Source organism: Labedella gwakjiensis (genome assembly GCF_003014675.1).
GTDB lineage: Bacteria > Actinomycetota > Actinomycetes > Actinomycetales > Microbacteriaceae > Labedella > Labedella gwakjiensis.
Genome location: NZ_PYAU01000001.1, coordinates 297,834 through 318,731, shown reverse-complemented (window position 1 = coordinate 318,731; position 20,898 = coordinate 297,834). Strand labels below are relative to the sequence as shown.

The window sequence follows — 20,898 nt, the reverse complement described above, 5'->3', positions numbered from 1 at the left end:
CGGGGGGCGTCGTGCCTCCGGTGGTGGGATCAGACACTGAAGCTCAGCTCCTTCTTGTTGCCGAAGATGCCCTGTGGACGGAATATGACAAGCAGCATGAGAGCCACACCCACGAGCATGAAGCGGATCTGACCGGCCTGCGTGGTGGAGAGGAAGCCGAGGAAGCCCGACTCGATCGCCCCGTAGAGCACGCCCTGCGTGAGCGAGAGCACGACCCAGAAGATCATGGCGCCGATGATCGGTCCGAAGATCGTCGCGGCTCCTCCGAGGAGCATGATCGTCCAGATGAAGAAGGTGAGACCGGTCGTGTAGTTGGCCGGCTGCACCGCGCGGGGGAGGATGAAGATGATGCCGGCGACCGACCCCATCACGCCACCCATGACGAGCGCCTGCATCTTGTAGGAGAAGACGTTCTTGCCGAGGCTGCGCACGGCGTCCTCATCCTCACGGATGCCCTTGACGATGCGGCCCCACGGGCTGCGCATCAGGAGGAACACGAGCACGCTCGCGAGGATGACGAGGCCCCAACCGACGATGCGGACCCACCAATCGTAGGCGTTGTACGTGAACGGACCGAAGCCGTAGGTGCCGTCAGGGATCGGATTGCTGGCCGCGAACGTGCCCTTGAACCCCGAGAGCCCGTTGGCGGCGCCGGTGACGTCGGTCAGACCCGTCGTCGTGACGATGTACCGGACCACTTCTGCGGCCGCGATCGTGACGATCGCGAGATAGTCGGCTCGGAGCCTCAACGTCGGGATGCCGAGGAACAGCGCGAAGAGAACCGACGCGATGAGTGCGCAGAGGACGGCGACCGGGAGAGGAGCCCCGAACTCGATCGTCGGGATGGCGAAGCCGTAGGCGCCGATGAGCATGAAGGCCGCCTGGCCGAAGTTGAGCAGACCGGTGTAGCCGAAGTGCACACCGAGACCGATCGCCGCGAGGGCGTATGCCGCGGTGGTCGGGCTGATGAGCTCGCCGACGGCATTGCTGAAGATGTTTCCCCAGTCCATGATTTCCTTCCTAGCCGATCCGCTCGCGGCGTCCGAGAATCCCCTGGGGGCGGACCAACAGCACGACGATCAAAACGATGAGAGCCGCCGCGTACTTGAGGTCGGCGGGGATGAAGAGGGTCGAGAGTTCGACGAAGAGCCCGACGACGATGGATCCCACGAGAGCACCGTACGCCGATCCGAGGCCGCCGAGGGTCACGGCGGCGAACATCAGGAGCAGCACCTGCTGTCCCATGTCCCACGAGACCTGCCGGTACAGGGCGAGCATCACACCGGCCAGTCCGGCGAGACCACCGGCGATGATCCAGACGGTGCGGATGATGCGATCGACGTCGATGCCCGATGCGGCCGCGAGCGACGGGTTGTCCGACACTGCTCGCGTCGCCTTGCCGGTCCGGGTGCGGGTGAGGAACAGACCGACGGCGACGAGGACGACCACCGAGAGCCCCATGCTGAGGAGCGAACCGGTGGTGATGCGCACGGGCCCGATCACGATGGCGTCCGACAGGCCGACGTTCATCGTCTTGGTGTCACCGCCGACCATGAAGAGGTAGAAGTAGCGCAGGAAGATCGCGAGACCGATGCTCACGATCATCGCTTGAACGAGCTTCACCCCCTTCCGCCTCAGTGGTCGCCAGAGGACCGTGTCCTGCAGATAGCCGAATGCGGCTCCGAGGATCACCACGATGGGGATGGCGATGAAGATGTTGAGGCCGAGGAGGACCGCGAAGACCCACGAGAGGATCCCGCCGAAGGTCACCATCTCGCCGTGGGCGAAGTTGTTGAGCCCGGTCGTTCCGAAGATCAGCGTGATACCGATCGCTGCGAGCGCGACGAGGAGGCCGAAGTTGAGGCCCGAGACGAGGCGCTGGAGGAACAGGTCGGCGAACCCGGACGTCTGCCGGGTGTCCTCACCGAGCGGGAACAGTCGCGAGATGGAGTTCGTCTGCCATTCGTCGGCCGAGACGTTCGCGGTCGTCCTCTCGGGGTCGCGGAGGTCGAGTCCGTCCGGCAGGGTGTCGGGGTCGAGGGTGACGGTGTAGTCGCCTTCCTCGGGGACCTCGACGCTCCAGCGTCCGTTCTCGTCCGAGATCGCCGTCTGCTCGAAGCCGCCGCCCTCTACGGTGATCTCGACCCCTTCGACAGGATCGTCGCCGTCGCGGAGGATGCCCCCGATCGAGAGGACGGGGCCGGAGGGCTCCTCGCTCGGGTCCGTGGACGCGGATGCGACCGACGACCCCACGCCGAGGAGGGCGAGGGCCGCGAAGAGCGTCGCCAGAACGAGTGCGACGGGTCGCGGAACGCGTCCCGATGTCTTACCTGCGTGCAAGGAATTACCTCCCAGGAGGCGACGGCGATGTCGCCGTAGCCTCGTCCAGTGCCATGTGACGGTGCTTGAGGCTACGGCCTCAACATGACGGTCATGTTTCGCGCCCCTGACGAGTGGCGTTGGGCAATTATGCACTGTGGGAATAGCACTCCGTGCATTGCGCTTTAAGATGGTACAAACAGGCCGGGCCCGACGAGTGCGCCCGCTCGCCCGCGGGAACATCGCACACTGAGAGGCGCCAATGGACACCGACCCCTTCGGCTTTATCGGACTCACCTACGACGACGTCATGCTGCTTCCGGCGCATACCGACGTGATCCCGAGCGAGGCTGACACCTCCTCTCGGCTGACGAAGCGCATCAGAGTGGCCACTCCGATCCTCTCGAGCGCCATGGACACGGTCACCGAGGCGCGCATGGCGATCGCCATGGCGCGCGAGGGCGGCATCGGAATCATCCACCGCAACCTCTCGATCGCGGATCAGGCCGAGATGGTCGACCGGGTCAAGCGGAGCGAGTCGGGCATGATCACGAACCCCGTCACGACCACTCCGGACGCCTCCGTCGCCGAGGTCGATGCGCTCTGCGGGCAGTTCCGGGTGTCCGGTCTCCCCGTCGTGAACCCGGACGGCACGCTCGTCGGTATCGTCACCAACCGCGACATGCGATTCGTCGCCGGCTTCGAGAAGTCGACGACGAAGGTCTCCGAGGTGATGACGAGCGACGGCCTCATCACGGGTGCTGTCGGGATCAGCCCGGAGGACGCGATCGCTCTGCTCGCTCAGCACCGTATCGAGAAGCTCCCCCTCGTCGACGCGGCCGGCAAGCTCAAGGGACTCATCACCGTCAAGGACTTCGACAAGAGCGAGAAGTATCCACTCGCCACGAAGGACGAGAGCGGACGCCTCCGCGTCGGCGCGGCCATCGGTTTCTTCGGTGATGCCTGGCAGCGGGCTCAGGCCCTGCTCGAGGCGGGCGTCGATGTGTTGGTCGTGGACACGGCCAACGGCGATTCCGCCGGTGTCATCGACCTCATCCGTCGATTGAAGTCCGACCCCGCCTTCGCGGGCGTCGACGTGATCGGGGGCAACGTCGCCACGCGCGAGGGCGCCCGCGCGATCGCCGAGGCCGGAGCCGACGCCATCAAGGTGGGGGTCGGGCCGGGCTCGATCTGCACCACCCGCGTGGTCGCCGGGGTCGGCGTTCCCCAGGTGACGGCCGTCTACGAGGCCTCACTCGCCGCGCGCGAGTTCGACATCCCGGTCATCGCCGACGGCGGCCTCCAGTACTCGGGCGACATCGCGAAGGCCATGGTCGCGGGCGCCGAGACGGTCATGCTCGGCTCGCTTCTCGCCGGTTGCGACGAGAGCCCCGGCGACCTCGTCTTCGTCAACGGCAAGCAGTTCAAGAACTACCGCGGCATGGGATCGCTCGGGGCCATGCAGACCCGCGGAGAGCGCACGTCCTACTCGAAGGACCGGTACTTCCAGGCCGACGTGCCGAGCGACGACAAGCTGATCCCCGAGGGGATCGAGGGCCAGGTTCCCTACCGCGGTCCGTTGTCCGCCGTCGCCTACCAGCTCATCGGAGGACTTCGCCAGTCGATGTTCTACGTGGGGGCGCGCACGATCGACGAGCTCAAGCAGCGCGGCAAGTTCGTGCGCATCACTCCTGCCGGTCTGAAGGAGAGCCACCCGCACGACGTCCAGATCGTCGTCGAGGCGCCGAACTACCGTCGCTGATCCATCCGCACCATCACCCTGATCGGGCCCCGAACGCGTATGCGTTCGGGGCCCGATCGGCGTCCGTCGGTGCACGCCGGTAGGCTTACCCCGTGAGCATGGAAGTTGAGATCGGCCGCGCCAAGCGCGCCCGCCGGGCCTATTCGTTCGACGATGTCGCCATCGTGCCGTCCCGCCGCACGCGCGACCCCGAGGACGTCTCGGTGACGTGGAGCATCGACGCGTTCCAGTTCGCGACCCCGATCCTCGCCGCCCCGATGGATTCCGTGGTGTCGCCGAGGACGGCGATCATGATCGGACAGCTCGGCGGACTCGGTGTCCTCGACCTCGAGGGCGTCTGGACGCGTTATGACGACCCGGAGCCCGTGCTCGCCGAGATCCGGTCGCTCCCTGCCGCCCAGGCGACAGCTCGCATGCAGGAGCTCTACTCCGCGCCGATCCGTCCGGAGCTCGTCACACAGCGCCTCGCCGAGATCCGCGAGGCCGGTGTCACCGTGGCCGGCGCCCTGTCGCCTCAGCGCACGCAGGAGCTGTACAACACCGTCGTCGAGGCGGGTGTCGACATCTTCGTCATCCGCGGGACCACGGTCTCGGCCGAGCACGTCTCCAAGAACCAGGAGCCGCTCAACCTCAAGGAGTTCATCTACGAGCTCGACGTCCCGGTCATCGTGGGCGGCGCGGCCACCTACACGGCGGCGCTCCACCTCATGCGCACGGGCGCGGCCGGCGTCCTCGTGGGCTTCGGCGGGGGAGCGGCGTCGACGACGCGCGCGTCCCTCGGGATCCACGCGCCGATGGCGACGGCCGTCGCCGACGTCGCGGGTGCCCGACGCGACTACCTCGACGAGTCCGGCGGCCGGTACGTGCACGTGATCGCCGACGGCGGTCTCGGATCATCCGGTGACATCGTGAAGGCGATCGCGTGCGGAGCCGACGCGGTCATGCTCGGAACGACGCTGGCGCGCGCCTCCGATGCGCCCGGTGGCGGGTTCCACTGGGGGACCGAGGCCTACCACTCGCAGCTTCCGCGCGGACGCCGTGTCGAGGTCGGCCAGGTCGGGTCGCTCGAGGAGGTCCTCTACGGGCCGGCGACCACGGTCGACGGCACGGCGAACCTCGTGGGAGCGCTCCGGAGGTCGATGGCCACCACCGGGTACAGCGATCTCAAAGAGTTCCAGCGGGTAGAGGTGGTTGTCGCCCCCTACCCCGTGCAGTAGCGTCGAAAACGGGGCCGTCGGGTCCCTCTGCTGACGTCCTTTTGGAGGCGATGATGGCCCAGAATTCTGTTTCACGGTCCAACAAGATCGGGCCGGAGGAGCGACTCGCAGCGATCGAGGCCTTGAAGTCGAAGGAGCTCGACGTCCTCGTCGTCGGAGGCGGCATCGTCGGCACGGGCGCGGCGCTCGACGCCGTGACCCGCGGACTCTCCACGGGTCTCCTCGAGGCCCGCGACTGGGCGAGCGGAACGTCGAGCCGGTCGTCGAAGCTCGTGCACGGCGGCATCCGCTACCTCGAGCAGCTCGACTTCGGACTCGTCCGCGAGGCGCTCATCGAGCGCGGGCTCCTCCTGCAGAGGATCGCCCCCCACCTCGTGAAGCCGGTGCGGTTCCTGTACCCGCTCACCAAGCCCGTATGGGAACGGTTCTACATCGGTGCGGGCATGTTCCTGTACGACATCTTCAGCTACTCGGGAGGACGCCCTCCCGGCGTCCCGCACCACCGTCACCTCAGCAAGCGTCAGATCCAGCGCTCGATCCCCTCCCTCGCGGCGAACGCCTTCACGGGTGGGCTCACCTACTACGACGCGCAGGTCGACGATGCGCGCTACGTCTCGTCACTCGCCCGCACCGCATCGTTCTACGGCGCCCACGTCGCGAGCCGCGTGCGCGTCGAGGGCTTCATCAAGGTCGGTCAGAGGGTCGTCGGCGTCACCGCGCACGACTTGCAGACCGGCGAGACGTTCGAGATCCGCGCGAAGCAGGTCGTGAACGCGACGGGTGTCTGGACGGACGACACCCAGGCCCTGGTGGGGGAGCGCGGTCAGTTCAAGGTGCGTGCGTCCAAGGGTGTCCACCTCCTCGTGCCGCGCGACCGCTTCCAGTCGACGATGGGCATGATCCTCCGCACCGAGAAGAGCGTGCTGTTCGTGATCCCGTGGGGTCGGCACTGGATCATCGGCACGACGGACACGGACTGGAATCTCGACAAGGCGCACCCGGCGGCGACGGCGGCGGACATCGACTACATCCTCGAGCATGTCAACCAGGTGCTCGCCGTACCGCTCACTCGCGAGGACGTCGAAGGCGTCTACGCCGGTCTCCGCCCCCTGCTGGCGGGCGAGAGCGACCAGACGTCGAAGCTCTCCCGGGAGCACATCGTCACCCACTCCGTCCCCGGACTCGTCGTGGTCGCGGGCGGCAAGTGGACCACCTATCGGATCATGGCGAAGGACGCGATCGACGCGGCCGCCGACGCCCTCGACGGACGGATCCCACCCTCGACCACCCAGGACATCGCCTTGCTCGGTGCTGAGGGATACCAGGCGGCGTGGAACAAGCGGGGCAAGATCGCCCGGGCGTTCGGCGTCCACAAGGTGCGTATCGAGCATCTCCTGAACCGGTACGGGGTTCTCACCGACGAACTCCTCGACCTGATCCGGAACCGACCGGAGCTCGCCGAGCCCCTTCCGGGAGCCGACGACTACCTGCAGGCGGAAGTCGTCTACGCGGCATCGCACGAGGGGGCCCTTCACCTCGAGGACGTGCTGGCGCGACGCACCCGCATCTCGATCGAGGCATGGGATCGCGGAGTGTCGGCCGCGCCGATCGCCGCGGCACTCATGGCCGACGTCCTCGGCTGGGACGAGGAGCGCACGGAACGCGAAGTGCAGAACTACCTCAAGCGTGTCGCGGCCGAGCGGGCGTCGCAGGAGCAGCCGGACGACGAATCCGCCGATCGTGTGCGTCTCGAGGCCCCCGATATCGCGGCCGTCACCGACTGACGAAGGAGCTACTCACGATCGAGGGCGCCAGGTATACCTGGCGCCCTCGATGCCGATCTGCGGCCGTCGAGTGACTCCTGCGGAAGCGACCATCGCCACGACGGCGGGGTTCTGCCCGCCGAGGTCCTCCCAGGTGACACGGAGAACCTGGAGGCCCAGCGCGCGGAGTCGATCCTCGCAGCGCTTCTCCGCCCAGACGACCTCCTCCGGAGTTCGTCCTGCCGCGAATTCTGCGGCGGAGTACTTCCGTCGACCATCGAACTCGAGGACGATTCCGAGGTCGGGCCACGCGAAGTCGACGTATCCCACGAGGCCCGCGTCGTCGTCATAGCGATGTTGCAGCCGCGGAGGCACGAAGCCGGCGTCGTGGAGAAGGAGACGCACGAAGGACTCTCCGCCGTTCGCGGAGAGGGACGACGCCATCGAGAGCAGTGCCGGCTCTGCTGAGATCCACGGCCGGGACCGAGGGCCGAGTCTTCATCCAACAGGGCCCTGGCGCTCGTCATGCCCCGCGACATTGCGTGATCCGCCATCGCGAGCGCCGAGGCGCGCGCTCCCGAGCGGGCGACGTCGACGATGGTCCGCTCGAGAGCCGTGCAGTTGACGCCGCCCACGACCACGATCGCAGGTGGTCGGGACGTCCGGTGCCGGCTGTAGAGCCCAGAGGAGCGACCCCGGACGCCTCATCGATGATCGTGTGCACGGTCTCCGGCCACGACCCGACGATCGGTAGGTGATGGATCGCTGCGGCGGAGAAGTGGCTGAGAACAGGCGCGGTCGGCGAGCAGGCCAGCGTGGCATGGATGAACGCGCGATACCTGTCGTCCGGATCCATCGCCGACCACTTCTCGGTCGGCACGTACACCCCGCGCCGAACCCGGTGCAGGCCCTCGGCTGCTGGCGACGGCGGTGTGCGTCCTCCACTGCGTCGGGTCGCGGTGAAGTCGAACGGGTAGTCGGGTGCGTCGAAAACGGATGGCATGCGTCGACGTTCCTCCTTCGCTCGTGCTCGCGGGCCGGGAATGGCCGCCTCGGGGGAGACGAGCGCCGGGTTGCCGCTGTGGACGACGAGGGAGGCGTCGACGGCTACACATCTGTGCCGAGGGCGTCAGCTGAAACTAGGGCCCTCGCTCGGGAGTAGCCCTTTCGCTGAGGGCGTGGAGGAGTGGCGCCGTCCGGGGAGGGTGTGTTCGGGGGGCGGGTAGGCTGGAGGGGTAGTCGGACGAAGGGATTGAGCGATGGTCGACGTGCGGCGGGTCAAGCTCCCGGGTGTCGGTGTCCTGCACTCCTTCATCACGGACGACGGCGGAAAGGTCGGCGTGATCGCCCACCGGTCCGGGCACAGCGACCTCGTCACGTTCTCGGACGACGAAGACGGATCCAACGCCACCAAGGTGTCGCTCAGGCTCTCGGAGGACGAGGCGCACACCCTCGCAGAGCTCCTCGGCGGAACCCGCATCACCGAGTCGCTCACGGCGCTCGATCAGCTCCCCGGCCTCTCCATCGACTGGTTCACCGTCGACTATGAGGACCACATCGCCGGACAATCCCTCGGCGACCCGGCCGAGCACGGCATCATCGGCCTCACCGTCGTCGCCGTGGTGCGCGGTGAATCCACCAACCCGGCCCCGGCGGCCGACTTCCGCGTCTTCCCCGGCGACATCCTGGTCGTCGCCGGAAGCCCGGAGAAGGTGGCGAAGGCCTTCTCGTTCTTCCGCACGGGAGAGACGAAGAAGGCCCCCGTCGACTCGTCCTCCGGGAACTGACGGATGCCGCTTGCCGCTGCCGCCGTCGAGGGATCGCACTTCGGCGCCGACATGGTCGTCGTCGGCCTGCTCTTCCTGATCGCCTACGGGCTCGGCCGTCTCGGAAAGCTCATCGGCCTCCCCGCGATCCCCGTGTACATGATCGTCGGGCTCCTCGCGTCGCCGTACACGGGATGGTTCCCGCTGACGCTCGAGGGCGACTACATCGGCCTCATCGCGGTCATGGGACTCGTCCTCCTGCTCTTCAACCTCGGTCTCGAGTTCGATCAGGACGAGTTCTTCGGCAACGCGGGGAAGCTCCTCGTGTCGGGCGGGACGTACATCCTCGTCAACATGGCCGCCGGGCTCGGCTTCGGCTTCCTCGTGGGGTGGGGGACGCCGGAAGCCCTCATCATCGCGGGGATCACGGCCACCTCCTCGAGCGCGATCGTGACCAAGCTCCTCATCGAGCTCGGCCGCCTGACCAATCGCGAGACGCCGATGATCCTCGGCATCACGGTCGTCGAGGACGTCTTCATCGCGATCTACCTCGCGATCGTCGGCGTCGTCCTGTCGGGGCAGACGGAGCTCTGGCCCGTCGTCGGCCAACTCGCTCTCTCCTTCACGTTCATCGTCGTGATGTTCAGCGTCGCCCGCTTCGGCGGTCGGGTCGTCTCGCGGCTGTTGCGCACGAAGGACGACGAGCTCTTCACGATCCTCTTCTTCGGCCTCGCCGTCCTGTTCGGCGGGATCGGCGAACTGCTGGGCGTGACCGATGCCATCGGCGCATTCCTCATCGGGCTCGTGCTCGGCGCCACGCGCTTCCGGAACCGGATCGAGACGATCGCCGTTCCGCTCCGCGACGTCTTCGGCGCCTTCTTCTTCCTCAACTTCGGTCTGGCTCTCGATGCCTCCAAGTTCGGCGGCGTCCTCCTCCCGGTGCTCGGCGCCGTGCTCATGACCGTTCTCCTGAACGTCGTCGCCGGACAAGTCGTGTCCCGCCTCAACGGACTCGGGGCGCAGGAGGGGATCAACACCACGGTCATCCTCCAGAACCGCGGGGAGTTCGCTCTGATCCTCGCGACGCTGTCGCTCTCGGCCGGTCTCGACGAGCGCATCCAGCCGTTCGCCGGCCTCTACGTGCTCATCCTCTCCATCGGCGGACCGATGATCGCTGCCCAGTCTGAGCGGATCGGAGCGGTCATCCTGCCGTCGAAGCGACGGCGACGGCGCGCTCAGGCGCTCGCAGCCGCGACAGGCGGGGTCGTGCCGGGGGAGTCGCGTCGCGGCGCGATGACGGACGAGGAGATCGCCCTCGTCGAGGCGGCGATGGCGGGCGACGCCGGTTCGAGCGACGACACCGACGACCGACGCCGGGGAGGCCGCGATGACTGACGACACGGACACCGAGGCCCGGATCGTGCCGGATACGCCGCTGTGGCGCACTCTCGTGCGGCCGCGGTGGATCGCTCTACTCGCGCTCGCGCTCGTCGTCGCCGGCGCCTTCGCGGCGCTCGGACACTGGCAGCTCTCGCGAGCGGTCGAGTCGAGCGACACCGGAACCGTCGCGGGCGTCGCCGAGACGCCGACTCCGCTCGCCGACGTGTTGGAGGCGCCGACCGACGTCATCCGCACCGACGACGTCGGGCGTCTCGTCGAGGTCGAGGGCGTCTGGGTGGAGGGCGACTTCCTCGTCATCTCGGAACGTGTCAACGACGGTCCGACGGGGTGGTGGGTCGCCGGGCACCTCGCAACGGGGGCCGACGGTACCGGTCCGTCCCTCGCCGTCGCGATGGGATGGACGGACGACGAGGACGTCGCGAGGCAGACGGCCGCGGCCTGGAACGCCGGTGGAGCCCCTGACGGAACGGTGGAGCTCACGGGTCGCATCGTCGACTCGGAGGCACCGATCGTCCCCGACGAGCAGGGCGACCCGCACGAGATGACCACGCTGTCCGAGGCGGCGCTCATCAACATCTGGCAGCCGACGGCCTCTCCCGACATCTACAGCGTCAACCTGATCTCCGCCGAGGCGCCGAGCGGGCTCGAGAAGATCTACTCGCCGCGCCCGGAGTCCGCGACGACCGTCAACTGGCTCAACATCTTCTACGCCGTCGAGTGGGTGGTGTTCGCGGGCTTCGCCGTGTACTTCTGGTACCGACTCGGGCGGGACGCCTGGGAGCGCGAGGCCGAAGAGAAGGCCCTCGTGGAGGTATCCGGGCCGTGACGATCCGCAGGGGCACGGGCGTCTAAACTGGACGCATGCCCCTCGAACCCCGCGAGAGCGACCTGCCTCGCATCCGCGGCGCGCTGCGCTTCTACAAGATCGCGTCCATCATCACGGGCGTCATGCTCCTGCTGCTCTGCCTGGAGATGATCGTCAAGTACGGACTCGGCTACGAGCTCGAACTCGCCGGTCCCTACGGCTTCCTGGCGTTCGTCCCGCGGGAGACGGCAGTGGCCGTCAACCTGTCGACGGGCATCCTGATCGCGCACGGGTGGTTCTACGTCGTCTACCTCTTCAGCGACTTCCGGCTCTGGTCCCTCATGCGCTGGCCGTTCTGGAAGTTCCTCCTCATCGCCAGCGGTGGAATCGTGCCGCTGCTCTCGTTCTTCCTCGAGGCCCGTGTGGGCCGAGAGGTCACCTCGTACCTCGAACGCCGAACCGCGGCGTCGACCCAGAAAGTGGAGGCCCCGACCGCATGAGCGAACTGCCCGATGGCCCGCGGCCCGTCCTCGTCGTCGACTTCGGAGCGCAGTACGCGCAGCTGATCGCGCGGCGCGTCCGCGAGGCCGGCGTCTACTCCGAGATCGTCCCGCATTCGATCTCCGCCGACGAGATCGCGGCGAAGAACCCCGTCGGGATCGTGCTGTCGGGCGGACCGTCGAGCGTCTACGAGGAGGGTGCGCCCTCGCTCGACCCGAAGGTCTTCGACCTCGGGGTGCCGACGCTCGGCATCTGCTACGGATTCCAGGTGATGGCGACGGCCCTCGGCGGCACGGTCGCCCGCACGGGTGCGCGTGAGTACGGGTCGACGGCCGCGAACGTCGCCATCGAGGGCGGCACGCTGCTGCACGACCAGCCGACGGACCAGACCGTGTGGATGAGCCACGGCGACTCGGTCGCCACGGCCCCCGAGGGCTTCGACGTGCTCGCCTCCACCGCGTCGACGCCCGTGGCCGCGTTCGCCAACGACGAGCGTCGGCTCTACGGCGTGCAGTGGCACCCCGAGGTCAAGCACTCGGCGTTCGGCCAGCGCGTCATCGAGAACTTCCTGCACCGGGGGGCGGGTATCGCCGCCGACTGGAACGCGGGCAACGTCATCGCCGACCAGGTCGACCGCATCCGTGCCCAGGTGGGCACGGGCAAGGTCCTGTGCGCCCTCTCCGGCGGCGTGGACTCCGCTGTCGCGGCGGCTCTCGTCCACGAGGCCGTCGGAGACCAGCTCGTGTGCGTCTTCGTCGACCACGGCCTCCTGCGCCAGGGCGAGCGCCGCCAGGTCGAGGAGGACTACGTCGCGGCCACGGGTGTGCGCCTCGTCACGATCGACGCGCGGGAGCGCTTCCTCGAGGCTCTCGCCGGTGTGAGCGACCCCGAGCAGAAGCGGAAGATCATCGGCCGCGAGTTCATCCGCACGTTCGAGCAGGCACAGGCAGACCTCGTCGCGGAGTCGTTCGAGCAGGACGGCGACCCCATCCGCTTCCTCGTCCAGGGCACGCTGTACCCGGACGTCGTGGAGTCGGGCGGCGGCACGGGGACGGCCAACATCAAGAGCCACCACAACGTCGGTGGTCTGCCGGAGGACCTGCAGTTCGAGCTCGTCGAGCCGCTCCGCACCCTCTTCAAGGACGAGGTGCGCGCGATCGGCCGCGAGCTCGGGCTTCCCGAGGTCATCGTGGGTCGCCAGCCGTTCCCCGGTCCCGGACTCGGCATCCGCATCGTCGGCGAGGTCACGCAGGAGCGTCTCGACCTCCTGCGCGAGGCCGACGCGATCGTGCGGGCAGAGCTCACGGCGGCCGGCCTCGACGCGGAGATCTGGCAGTGCCCCGTCGTGCTGCTCGCCGACGTCCGCTCGGTGGGGGTGCAGGGCGATGGCCGCACCTACGGTCACCCCATCGTGCTGCGTCCCGTCTCGTCCGAGGACGCGATGACCGCCGACTGGACACGCCTGCCCTACGACGTGCTCGCCCGCATCTCCAACCGCATCACGAACGAGGTCGACGGCGTGAACCGCGTCGTGCTCGACGTGACGTCGAAGCCGCCGGGGACCATCGAGTGGGAGTGATCCCCGTCCCGTCGAGATGACGGGAACGACGAAGGGCCGGGAGCGATGCTCCCGGCCCTTCGTCGTTGTCGATCAGTCGATCATCAGTTGCGAGCGATCGCGAACATCCGCAGGAGCTCCGTGTAGAGCCAGATGACCGTGACCATGATGCCGAACGCGCCCGTCCAGCCGTACTTGCGCGGAGCGCGGTTGCGCACGCCCTGTTGGATCATGTCGAAGTCGAGCACGAGCGAGTACGCGGCGAGCAGGACGACGAACACGCCGAGGACGAGGCCGAGCGGGATGCCGGCGATCTCGACCTGGCTGTTGAGGCCGAAGGCGCTGTCCGTGACGCCGAACATCATGAGGCCGACGTTGACGAGCGAGTACAGCGCGTAGCCGACCATGGCGATGAGGAAGATCTTCGTGGCCCGCTTCGAGGCGCGCACCTTGCCGCTCGCGAAGAGCGCGAGGGTGACGCCGACGACGGCGAGCGTCGCGATCGTCGCCTGGCTGACGATGCCCGGCCAGCGCATCTCGAAGAAGCTCGAGATTCCGCCGACGAAGAGTCCCTGCGCACCCGCATAGGTGAGGATGAGGGCCGGGGACGGCTCCTTCTTGAAGATGTTGACGAGCGCGAGCACGAACCCGACGATCGCAGCGGGGATAGCCAGGGCGGGGACGGCCCAACCGACGACCGCTGCGACGAGCAGCACGCCGAAGGAGATGCCGGTCTTCATGACCGTGTCCTCCACCGTCATGCGGTCCGTCTGCGACGGAGCGGCGGCGGGGCGGTTGTACATCTCGACGAGCTCTTCAGCGCTCAGCCCCTGCTGTGCGGTCGCGACCTGACCCCCCTGGAAGGCGTTGTTTCTAAAGGCGGGGTTGTTCGATGCCATTGCTGTAGTCCTACTCTCAGTCAGTGCGGCTGGGATGCGGCGCCCCCTGTGTAGGAGCGATGCGTCCACGCTATCTCACAACGCTGGGAGACAGCTTCCGATTCCCGCGGATTTCCGCGGCTTTCGGCGCCTCCGAGGCATCCAGGAGCGGAGGCCCGTCACCGTTTGTCGGCTCGTTAGGCTGGACGCATGGAACCCGGTGCGCGACCCCGTCCTCTCGTGATCGGCCACCGCGGAGCCCCCGGGTATCGTCCGGAGCATTCGCGTTCCGGCTACGAGCTCGCCTTCGCCCTCGGCGCCGACTCCGTCGAGCCCGACGTCGTGGCGTCGAAGGACGGCGTCCTCGTCATCCGACACGAGAACGAGATCTCCGGCACCACGGATGTCGCGAGCCGCGCGGAGTTCGCCCACCTGCGCACGACGAAGACCATCGACGGCGACGAGCACACCGGCTGGTTCACCGAGGACTTCACGTGGCAGGAGCTCTCGACGCTGACCGTGCGGGAGCGGCTGCCGTCGATCCGCCCGTCGTCGGCCTCGTTCGACGGGAAGCAGGGCATTCTGCGTCTCCGCGATCTCGCCGAGATCGTCGACGCGGCCGCGGAGCAGCAGGGTCGTTCCCTCGGGATGACGGTCGAGATCAAGCACGCGACGTACTTCGAAGGGGTCGGGCTGCCGCTCGACGAGCTCGTCGCCGCCGAGTTGCGCGACACCGGGTGGGGGAGCGGGCGGCCCCTCATCGTCGAGAGTTTCGAGAAGACGGTGCTGGCCGGGGTGCGTGCCCGCGGGATCGGCGCGGAGGTCGTGTACCTCGTGGAGCGGTCGGGGGCGGCCGCCGACCTCGTCGCTCGAGACGGCTCCGCCGCAGTCACGTACGAGCAGGAGCTGTCGGACGGTGGCCTCGACACCCTCGTCGGCCTCGTGGACGGGGTGAGCGCCGACAAGGCGCTCGTCCTCTCGCTCGATGACGACGGCGTGGCGAGTGGCGCGAGCGATCTCGTCGACCGGCTCCATGCGCGCGGCCTCACCGCCTACGCCTGGACCCTCCGCCCGGAGAACCGCTTCCTGACGACCGGGTTCCGTCGTGGCCCGACCGATTCCTTCGGAGACTGGCAGTCCGAGTTCGACGTCATCCTCCGGACAGGGATCGACGGAGTGTTCCTCGACCACCCGGACCTGGGCGTGTCCGCACGCGACGCGCTCGCCGACCGACGGTAGCCCGCCGCGAGAGGCCTCCGCCCGCTCCTGGGGCCGAGCCGATGTCTGAGGCCGTCGGTAGACTGTCGGGGACATGTCGAGCTCTTCTTCCTCCGCCGAGAACACGGCCGAAAACACCCCTGAAACGGCCGCATCGGCCGCCGCTCCATCCGTGACTCCGCTGATCGTCGACTGGCCCACGGCGGCCGTCCCCGGTGGAGGGACGCCCGGCTCCGGACCCGACCCGCTCCTGGACGGACTCAATCCCCAGCAGCGAGCCGCGGTCGAGTATCGCGGCCCCGCGCTGCTGATCGTGGCGGGCGCCGGCTCGGGCAAGACGAGCGTGCTGACCCGACGGATCGCGAGCCTCCTGCGCTCCCGCGAGGCGTGGCCGAGCCAGATCCTCGCCATCACGTTCACGAACAAGGCGGCAGCCGAGATGCGCGAGCGAGTCGGCCACCTCGTCGGCCGCGCGGCCGACGGCATGTGGATCTCCACCTTCCACTCGGCGTGCGTCCGGATCCTCCGTCGCGAGGCCGAGAACTTCGGCTTCAAGCCCGGGTTCACGATCTACGACTCGTCCGACACCCGCGTGCTCCTCAAGCGGATCATCAAGGAGCTCGACGCCGACGTGCTCGGGTTCACCCCCGCCAACACGAGCGCTCGCATCTCCAAGCTCAAGAACGAGCTCGGCGACGTGGACTCCTTCGCGCGCAACGTGAACGTGAGCGACCCGAACGAGGTCGCCTTCCTCGAGATCTTCCGTCGGTACACGCGAGCCCTGTCATCGGCCAACGCGTTCGATTTCGACGACCTCATCGGTCAGGTCGTGTTCCTCTTCCGGGCCTTCCCGCACATCGCCGCGCACTATCAGCGCAGATTCCGCCACGTGCTGGTGGACGAGTACCAGGACACGAACCACGCGCAGTACGCGCTCATCCAGGAGCTCACGCGCCCGGTGCCGGCGGACGTCGTGGCCAGGGCAGGCTTCGACACCCCCGTCTCCTCGGGAGACGGCACGATCCCCGGCGCATCGCTCACCGTCGTCGGCGACTCCGACCAGTCGATCTACGCCTTCCGTGGCGCGGACATCCGCAACATCGTCGAGTTCGAGCGCGACTTCACCGGCGCGACCGTCATCCTCCTCGAGCAGAACTACCGCTCCACGCAGAACATCCTGTCTGCGGCGAACGCGGTGATCGCCAACAACTTCGACCGCAAGGACAAGAAATTGTGGACCTCGGTGGGCGACGGCGACAAGATCGTCGGATACACGGGCTACACCGGGCACGACGAGGCGCAGTTCGTCGCCGACGAGATCGAGAAGCTCCACCGCGAGGGCATGCCGTACAGCGAGATGGCGGTCTTCTACCGAACGAACGCCCAGACGCGAGCGCTCGAGGAGATCTTCATCCGATCGGCGCTGCCCTATCGAGTGATGGGCGGCACGAAGTTCTACGAGCGTGCCGAGATCAAGGACGCGATGGCGTACCTCACGGCTGTCGTGAACCCGGCGGACGCCCTGGCGGTCCGTCGCATCCTCAACACCCCGAAACGCGGCATCGGCCCGGCCACGGAGACCCAGCTGCAGAGCTTCGCCGACAACGCCGAGACGTCGCTGCGGGAGGCCCTCCGAGAGGCCGGTACCCTCGGCTTCGGGCCGAAGGTCGCCGGTGCCATCCGCGCGCTCAGCGAGCTGCTCGACGAGGCGTCGGCGCTCGCCGCCGAGGGCAAGGTGAGCGACGTCCTCACCCTGCTCGTCACGAAGAGCGGCCTCGTCGACGCACTCCGGATGAGTCGCGACCCGCAGGACGAGGCTCGCGCGGAGAACATCGAGGAGCTCATCGCCGTCACGAAGGAGTACGAGCGGAACAATCCGGAGGGGACACTCATCGACTTCCTCACCGAGGTGTCCCTCGTGGCTGCGGCCGACGAGCTCGACGACTCTTCCGGCACCGTCTCCCTCATGACGCTCCACACGGCCAAGGGACTCGAGTACGACGCGGTGTTCCTGACGGGCGTGGAGGAGGAGCTGCTGCCGCACAAGATGTCGGCCAACGAGCCGGGAGGTCCCGCCGAAGAGCGACGGCTGTTCTACGTCGGCATCACCAGGGCGCGGAAGAAGCTGCACCTGTCGCTCGCGATGTCGCGGGCCCAGTTCGGCGAGACCGCCGTGGCGATGCCGAGCCGCTTCCTCCAGGAGATCCCCGACGAGCTCATCGAGTGGCGCCAGTCACCGGGCACGGCGCGCTCGCGCGGCGGCTACGGGCAGGGAGCCCTCAACGGCCCTCGCGGCTGGAAGGGGCCGAACAACGACAGGGACGGCGGCTTCGCTCTGCCGCGGGCGGAGAAGAAGGTCTGGCCGAACGCCGTCACCGGCACAGTCCGCGACAACGGCGATCTGGAGCTGGCCGCCGGTGACCGCATCCGGCACACCGACTTCGGCGAAGGACGGGTCCTCGCGGTCACGGGGGAGGGCTCGAAGCGCGTCGCCCACGTGGCCTTCGACTCAGCCGGCCAGAAGAAGCTCCTCATCAAGATCGCGCCGATCGACAAGCTGTAGCCGCTCTCTCCCGTGGCCGGCCGATCCGGCTCAGTGTCGGTTTTCCGGGTGCCGGGTATCCCGCGCCCGGAACCGACGCAGCGAACGGATGGCCGGCGCGTGGCGGACACGAGCGGGCAGGAGCGGCCACACCAGCCGGGTGAGCATGAGGACGGCATCGACGAGCCGCTGCCGACGAGGGCTCCACGGGAGACCGAAGCCCGAACGCATCCGGTCGTCCAGGAGACCCGTCGTGAGGAGCCGGGCGAGCGGCATGACGATGCGCAGCCAGATCGGAGCGCCGGGACCGCGTGGGTGGAGGAGGTCTCGGGCCACGCGCCTGGCGTCATCGCTCACCTCGAGGGCGGCGAGGCGTTCGTTCCACCAAGCCGCGAACGCCGCGCGGTTCGCCGGCCAGAGCTCGGCCGGCATGCCGAGCGCGGTTCCGAGCACGGCGTACTCGCGGTAGACCCGCTCGGCGTCCGCCTCAGGGATCGGCGGGAGAACGCGTTCCTGCATCGCCATCGCCGAATCGTAGAGCGTCGCCGCCACCCACAGTTGCAGATCGGCATCTCCGGCCGAGTACCCGGGGGATCCGTTCTCCGGAGTCCCCCTCACGGGAGTGTGGGCCTTCTCGACGTATCGGGCGGCGGCCACGCGTTCCGTGGCAGATCCGTACACGACCAGGTAGATGTAGTCGAGGGTTCCCGTGAGGCGGCGGAGGGGTGCCCCGACGAAGTCGCTGTGCTCGGCCACGCCGCGAGCGACGGAAGGATGCGCCAGCTGGAGCAGTATCGCTCGGCCCCCGGCGGCGACGAGCACCGATTCCGCCGCGACCGCTCTGATCCCCGTTCTCCGTCCCATGCGCCCAACCATACGGACATCGCTCTCGGGCGGTCCCTGCACCCCCGGTCCGTGTGGACGGGGGCGACGCGGGCGCGGAGTAGAGTGGGACGCGGCTTTTTACCCGCCCTCCACGTCCGTCGAGCGGGGGAAGCCGAACCGGTCACGACCACAAAATGCATCGACGCGGATAGGAACATCACGTGGACCTCTACGAGTACCAGGCACGAGATCTTTTCGAGAAGTACGAGGTGCCGGTGCTCCCGGGCATCGTCGCGACCACGCCGGAGGAGGTGCGGGCGGCGGCCGAGAAGCTCGGTGGTGTCGTCGTCGTCAAGGCGCAGGTGAAGGTCGGCGGCCGCGGCAAGGCCGGCGGCGTCAAGGTCGTGAAGACCCCCGATGAGGCTGAAGAGGCCGCGAAGGCGATCCTCGGGCTCGACATCAAGGGCCACGTCGTCCGCACCGTCATGGTCGCGGCCGGCGCGCGCATCGCGCAGGAGTTCTACTTCTCGGTCCTCCTCGACAGGGCCAACCGCTCCTACCTCTCGCTCACGAGCGTCGAGGGCGGCATGGAGATCGAGCAGCTCGCCGTCGAGAAGCCCGAGGCGCTCGCGCGCATCGAGGTCGACCCCATCACGGGCATCGACGCCGCGAAGGCCCGCGAGATCGCCGTCGCCGCGAACTTCCCCGCTGAGCTCGTCGACAAGGTCGCCGATGTCTTCGTGAAGCTGTACGCCGTCTACACCGGAGAGGACGCGACGCTCGTCGAGGTCAACCCGCTCGTCCTCACCGAGGACGGCGACGTCGTGGCGCTCGACGGCAAGGTCTCGCTCGACGAGAACGCCGACTTCCGCCACCCCGACCACGAGGCGCTCAAGGACACGGCCGCCGAGGACCCCCTCGAGCTCAAGGCCAAGGAGAACGACCTCAACTACGTGAAGCTCGACGGCCAGGTCGGCATCATCGGCAACGGAGCCGGACTCGTCATGTCGACGCTCGATGTCGTGGCCTACGCCGGCGAGGCGCACGGCGGCGTGAAGCCCGCGAACTTCCTCGACATCGGCGGCGGAGCGTCCGCCGAGGTCATGGCGGCCGGCCTCGACGTCATCCTCGGCGACGAGCAGGTCAAGAGCGTCTTCGTCAACGTCTTCGGCGGCATCACCGCGTGCGACGCCGTCGCGAACGGCATCGTCAAGGCCCTCGAGATCATCGGGGACGGGGCGACGAAGCCGCTCGTCGTCCGTCTCGACGGCAACAACGTCGAGGAGGGGCGTCGCATCCTGCAGGAGGCGAACCACCCCCTCGTGACCCTCGCCGCCACCATGGACGAAGGCGCCGACAAGGCCGCCGAACTGGCGAACGCGTAACCGGACGACCACCACAGAAGGAATCAGAAGAACATGTCGATCTTCCTCAACAAGGACTCCAAGGTCATCGTCCAGGGCATCACCGGCGGCGAAGGCACCAAGCACACCTCTCTCATGCTCAAGGCGGGCACGAAGGTCGTCGGCGGCGTGAACGCTCGCAAGGCTGGCACGACCGTGACGCACGGCGACGTCGAGCTCCCCGTCTTCGGAACGGTCGCCGAGGCGATCGAGAAGACGGGAGCAGACGTGTCCATCGCGTTCGTGCCGCCGGCCTTCGCGAAGGACGCGGCGATCGAGGCGATCGATGCGGGCATCCCGCTCCTCGTCATCATCACCGAGGGCATCCCCGTCGGCGACTCGGCCGAGCTCTGGGCATACGCGCAGAGCAAGGGCAACACGACCCGCATCATCGGGCCGAACTGCCCCGGCATCATCACGCCAGGCGAGTCCCTCGTCGGCATCACCCCGGCGACGATCGCCGGATCCGGCCCCATCGGTCTCGTCTCCAAGTCGGGCACGCTCACGTATCAGATGATGTACGAGCTGCGCGAGATCGGCTTCTCGACGGCCATCGGCATCGGCGGCGACCCGATCATCGGGACGACACACATCGACGCGCTCGCCGCGTTCGAGGCCGATCCCGACACCAAGGCCATCGTCATGATCGGTGAGATCGGCGGAGACGCCGAGGAGCGCGCTGCCGACTTCATCAAGGCGAACGTCACGAAGCCCGTCGTGGGCTACGTCGCCGGCTTCACCGCTCCCGAAGGCAAGACCATGGGGCACGCAGGCGCCATCGTGTCCGGTTCGGCCGGCACGGCTCAGGCCAAGAAGGAGGCCCTCGAGGCCGCCGGCGTCAAGGTCGGCAAGACGCCGTCCGAGACCGCCGACCTCATGCGCGAGGTCATCGCCGGGCTCTAGCAGCGCCAGCGCGCATCGCCCCCGACCGGTTCTCCGG

General features: G+C 68.0%; 17 protein-coding genes. 12 read left to right on the top strand and 5 right to left on the bottom strand.

The features are described 5' to 3' along the window. Window positions 1-29 precede the first annotated feature (29 nt). Both CLV49_RS01440 and CLV49_RS01435 read right to left on the bottom strand, forming a co-directional pair. Window positions 30-1,010 (bottom strand): branched-chain amino acid ABC transporter permease, encoded by a 981-nt coding sequence (locus CLV49_RS01440; RefSeq protein ID WP_106561943.1) that lies wholly within the window; start codon window positions 1,008-1,010, stop codon window positions 30-32. Window positions 1,011-1,020: 10 nt separating this feature from the next. After that, window positions 1,021-2,340 carry a branched-chain amino acid ABC transporter permease gene (locus CLV49_RS01435; protein WP_243696749.1) on the bottom strand — a complete coding sequence of 440 codons (1,320 nt, stop codon included), beginning with the start codon at window positions 2,338-2,340 and terminating at the stop codon, window positions 1,021-1,023. Window positions 2,341-2,581: 241 nt separating this feature from the next. On the opposite strand from CLV49_RS01435, the gene guaB reads away from it, so the two are divergent. The 3 genes from guaB to CLV49_RS01420 all read left to right on the top strand — a co-directional run bounded on the left by guaB (window position 2,582) and on the right by CLV49_RS01420 (window position 7,082). Beyond that, complete coding sequence (gene guaB, locus CLV49_RS01430; protein ID WP_106561941.1) at window positions 2,582-4,081, top strand: IMP dehydrogenase; 1,500 nt, start codon at window positions 2,582-2,584, stop codon at window positions 4,079-4,081. A gap of 98 nt (window positions 4,082-4,179) precedes the next feature. Beyond that, complete coding sequence (locus tag CLV49_RS01425) at window positions 4,180-5,298, top strand: GuaB3 family IMP dehydrogenase-related protein (RefSeq protein WP_106561940.1); 1,119 nt, start codon at window positions 4,180-4,182, stop codon at window positions 5,296-5,298. A 53-nt stretch (window positions 5,299-5,351) separates the two neighbouring features. Next, window positions 5,352-7,082: a glycerol-3-phosphate dehydrogenase/oxidase gene (locus CLV49_RS01420; RefSeq protein WP_106564810.1), complete on the top strand. Its 1,731-nt coding sequence runs from the start codon at window positions 5,352-5,354 to the stop codon at window positions 7,080-7,082. A 12-nt stretch (window positions 7,083-7,094) separates the two neighbouring features. On the opposite strand, the gene CLV49_RS01415 is transcribed toward CLV49_RS01420, so the two are convergent. Beyond that, the gene (locus CLV49_RS01415) at window positions 7,095-7,466 is read right to left on the bottom strand and encodes a hypothetical protein (RefSeq protein ID WP_127054494.1); all 372 of its coding nucleotides are present in this window, start codon (window positions 7,464-7,466) and stop codon (window positions 7,095-7,097) included. An 854-nt stretch (window positions 7,467-8,320) separates the two neighbouring features. On the opposite strand from CLV49_RS01415, the gene CLV49_RS01405 reads away from it, so the two are divergent. The 5 genes from CLV49_RS01405 to guaA are packed head-to-tail and all read left to right on the top strand — an operon-like array spanning window position 8,321 to window position 13,113. Beyond that, on the top strand, window positions 8,321-8,848 hold the full coding sequence (locus CLV49_RS01405) for a cation:proton antiporter regulatory subunit (protein WP_106561937.1): 528 nt from the start codon (window positions 8,321-8,323) through the stop codon (window positions 8,846-8,848). A 3-nt stretch (window positions 8,849-8,851) separates the two neighbouring features. Beyond that, window positions 8,852-10,222, top strand: a complete 1,371-nt coding sequence (locus CLV49_RS01400) for a cation:proton antiporter (protein ID WP_106561936.1) — start codon at window positions 8,852-8,854, stop codon at window positions 10,220-10,222. Beyond that, entirely contained in the window at window positions 10,215-11,054 is an 840-nt protein-coding gene (locus tag CLV49_RS01395; RefSeq protein WP_106561935.1) for an SURF1 family protein, read from the top strand. Before CLV49_RS01400 ends, CLV49_RS01395 begins: the two co-directional genes overlap by 8 nt. A gap of 35 nt (window positions 11,055-11,089) precedes the next feature. Then, window positions 11,090-11,533, top strand: coding sequence for a DUF3817 domain-containing protein (locus CLV49_RS01390; protein WP_106561934.1), 444 nt, complete (start codon window positions 11,090-11,092; stop codon window positions 11,531-11,533). Further along, complete coding sequence (gene guaA, locus CLV49_RS01385; protein WP_106561933.1) at window positions 11,530-13,113, top strand: glutamine-hydrolyzing GMP synthase; 1,584 nt, start codon at window positions 11,530-11,532, stop codon at window positions 13,111-13,113. Before CLV49_RS01390 ends, guaA begins: the two co-directional genes overlap by 4 nt. Before the next feature lie 83 nt (window positions 13,114-13,196). Here the strand turns inward: guaA and CLV49_RS01380 are convergent, their stop codons facing one another. Continuing rightward, a complete protein-coding gene (locus CLV49_RS01380) occupies window positions 13,197-13,991 on the bottom strand; it encodes a Bax inhibitor-1/YccA family protein (RefSeq protein ID WP_106561932.1) in 795 nt (264 codons plus the stop codon). A gap of 189 nt (window positions 13,992-14,180) precedes the next feature. Here CLV49_RS01380 and CLV49_RS01375 point away from each other — a divergent pair, with 189 nt between their 5' ends. Then, window positions 14,181-15,209, top strand: coding sequence for a glycerophosphodiester phosphodiesterase family protein (locus tag CLV49_RS01375; protein ID WP_106561931.1), 1,029 nt, complete (start codon window positions 14,181-14,183; stop codon window positions 15,207-15,209). 73 nt (window positions 15,210-15,282) lie between these two features. Next, complete coding sequence (locus CLV49_RS01370) at window positions 15,283-17,751, top strand: ATP-dependent helicase (protein WP_106561930.1); 2,469 nt, start codon at window positions 15,283-15,285, stop codon at window positions 17,749-17,751. A 30-nt stretch (window positions 17,752-17,781) separates the two neighbouring features. Here the strand turns inward: CLV49_RS01370 and CLV49_RS01365 are convergent, their stop codons facing one another. Then, complete coding sequence (locus tag CLV49_RS01365) at window positions 17,782-18,594, bottom strand: oxygenase MpaB family protein (RefSeq protein ID WP_106561929.1); 813 nt, start codon at window positions 18,592-18,594, stop codon at window positions 17,782-17,784. A 182-nt stretch (window positions 18,595-18,776) separates the two neighbouring features. Between CLV49_RS01365 and sucC the strand changes: the two genes are divergently transcribed. Beyond that, complete coding sequence (gene sucC / locus CLV49_RS01360) at window positions 18,777-19,940, top strand: ADP-forming succinate--CoA ligase subunit beta (protein ID WP_106561928.1); 1,164 nt, start codon at window positions 18,777-18,779, stop codon at window positions 19,938-19,940. 33 nt (window positions 19,941-19,973) lie between these two features. Continuing rightward, window positions 19,974-20,861, top strand: coding sequence for a succinate--CoA ligase subunit alpha (gene sucD / locus CLV49_RS01355; protein WP_106561927.1), 888 nt, complete (start codon window positions 19,974-19,976; stop codon window positions 20,859-20,861). Window positions 20,862-20,898: the final 37 nt, after the last annotated feature.

Bases quoted from the DNA above. Each gene is read 5' to 3' on its own strand.
- CLV49_RS01440 (WP_106561943.1), bottom strand. From the start codon at position 1,010: ATGGACTGGGGAAACATCTTCAGCAATGCCGTCGGCGAGCTCATCAGC.
- guaB (WP_106561941.1), top strand. From the start codon at position 2,582: ATGGACACCGACCCCTTCGGCTTTATCGGACTCACCTACGACGACGTC.
- CLV49_RS01425 (WP_106561940.1), top strand. From the start codon at position 4,180: ATGGAAGTTGAGATCGGCCGCGCCAAGCGCGCCCGCCGGGCCTATTCG.
- CLV49_RS01420 (WP_106564810.1), top strand. From the start codon at position 5,352: ATGGCCCAGAATTCTGTTTCACGGTCCAACAAGATCGGGCCGGAGGAG.
- CLV49_RS01405 (WP_106561937.1), top strand. From the start codon at position 8,321: ATGGTCGACGTGCGGCGGGTCAAGCTCCCGGGTGTCGGTGTCCTGCAC.
- CLV49_RS01400 (WP_106561936.1), top strand. From the start codon at position 8,852: ATGCCGCTTGCCGCTGCCGCCGTCGAGGGATCGCACTTCGGCGCCGAC.
- CLV49_RS01395 (WP_106561935.1), top strand. From the start codon at position 10,215: ATGACTGACGACACGGACACCGAGGCCCGGATCGTGCCGGATACGCCG.
- CLV49_RS01390 (WP_106561934.1), top strand. From the start codon at position 11,090: ATGCCCCTCGAACCCCGCGAGAGCGACCTGCCTCGCATCCGCGGCGCG.
- guaA (WP_106561933.1), top strand. From the start codon at position 11,530: ATGAGCGAACTGCCCGATGGCCCGCGGCCCGTCCTCGTCGTCGACTTC.
- CLV49_RS01380 (WP_106561932.1), bottom strand. From the start codon at position 13,991: ATGGCATCGAACAACCCCGCCTTTAGAAACAACGCCTTCCAGGGGGGT.
- CLV49_RS01375 (WP_106561931.1), top strand. From the start codon at position 14,181: ATGGAACCCGGTGCGCGACCCCGTCCTCTCGTGATCGGCCACCGCGGA.
- CLV49_RS01370 (WP_106561930.1), top strand. From the start codon at position 15,283: ATGTCGAGCTCTTCTTCCTCCGCCGAGAACACGGCCGAAAACACCCCT.
- CLV49_RS01365 (WP_106561929.1), bottom strand. From the start codon at position 18,594: ATGGGACGGAGAACGGGGATCAGAGCGGTCGCGGCGGAATCGGTGCTC.
- sucD (WP_106561927.1), top strand. From the start codon at position 19,974: ATGTCGATCTTCCTCAACAAGGACTCCAAGGTCATCGTCCAGGGCATC.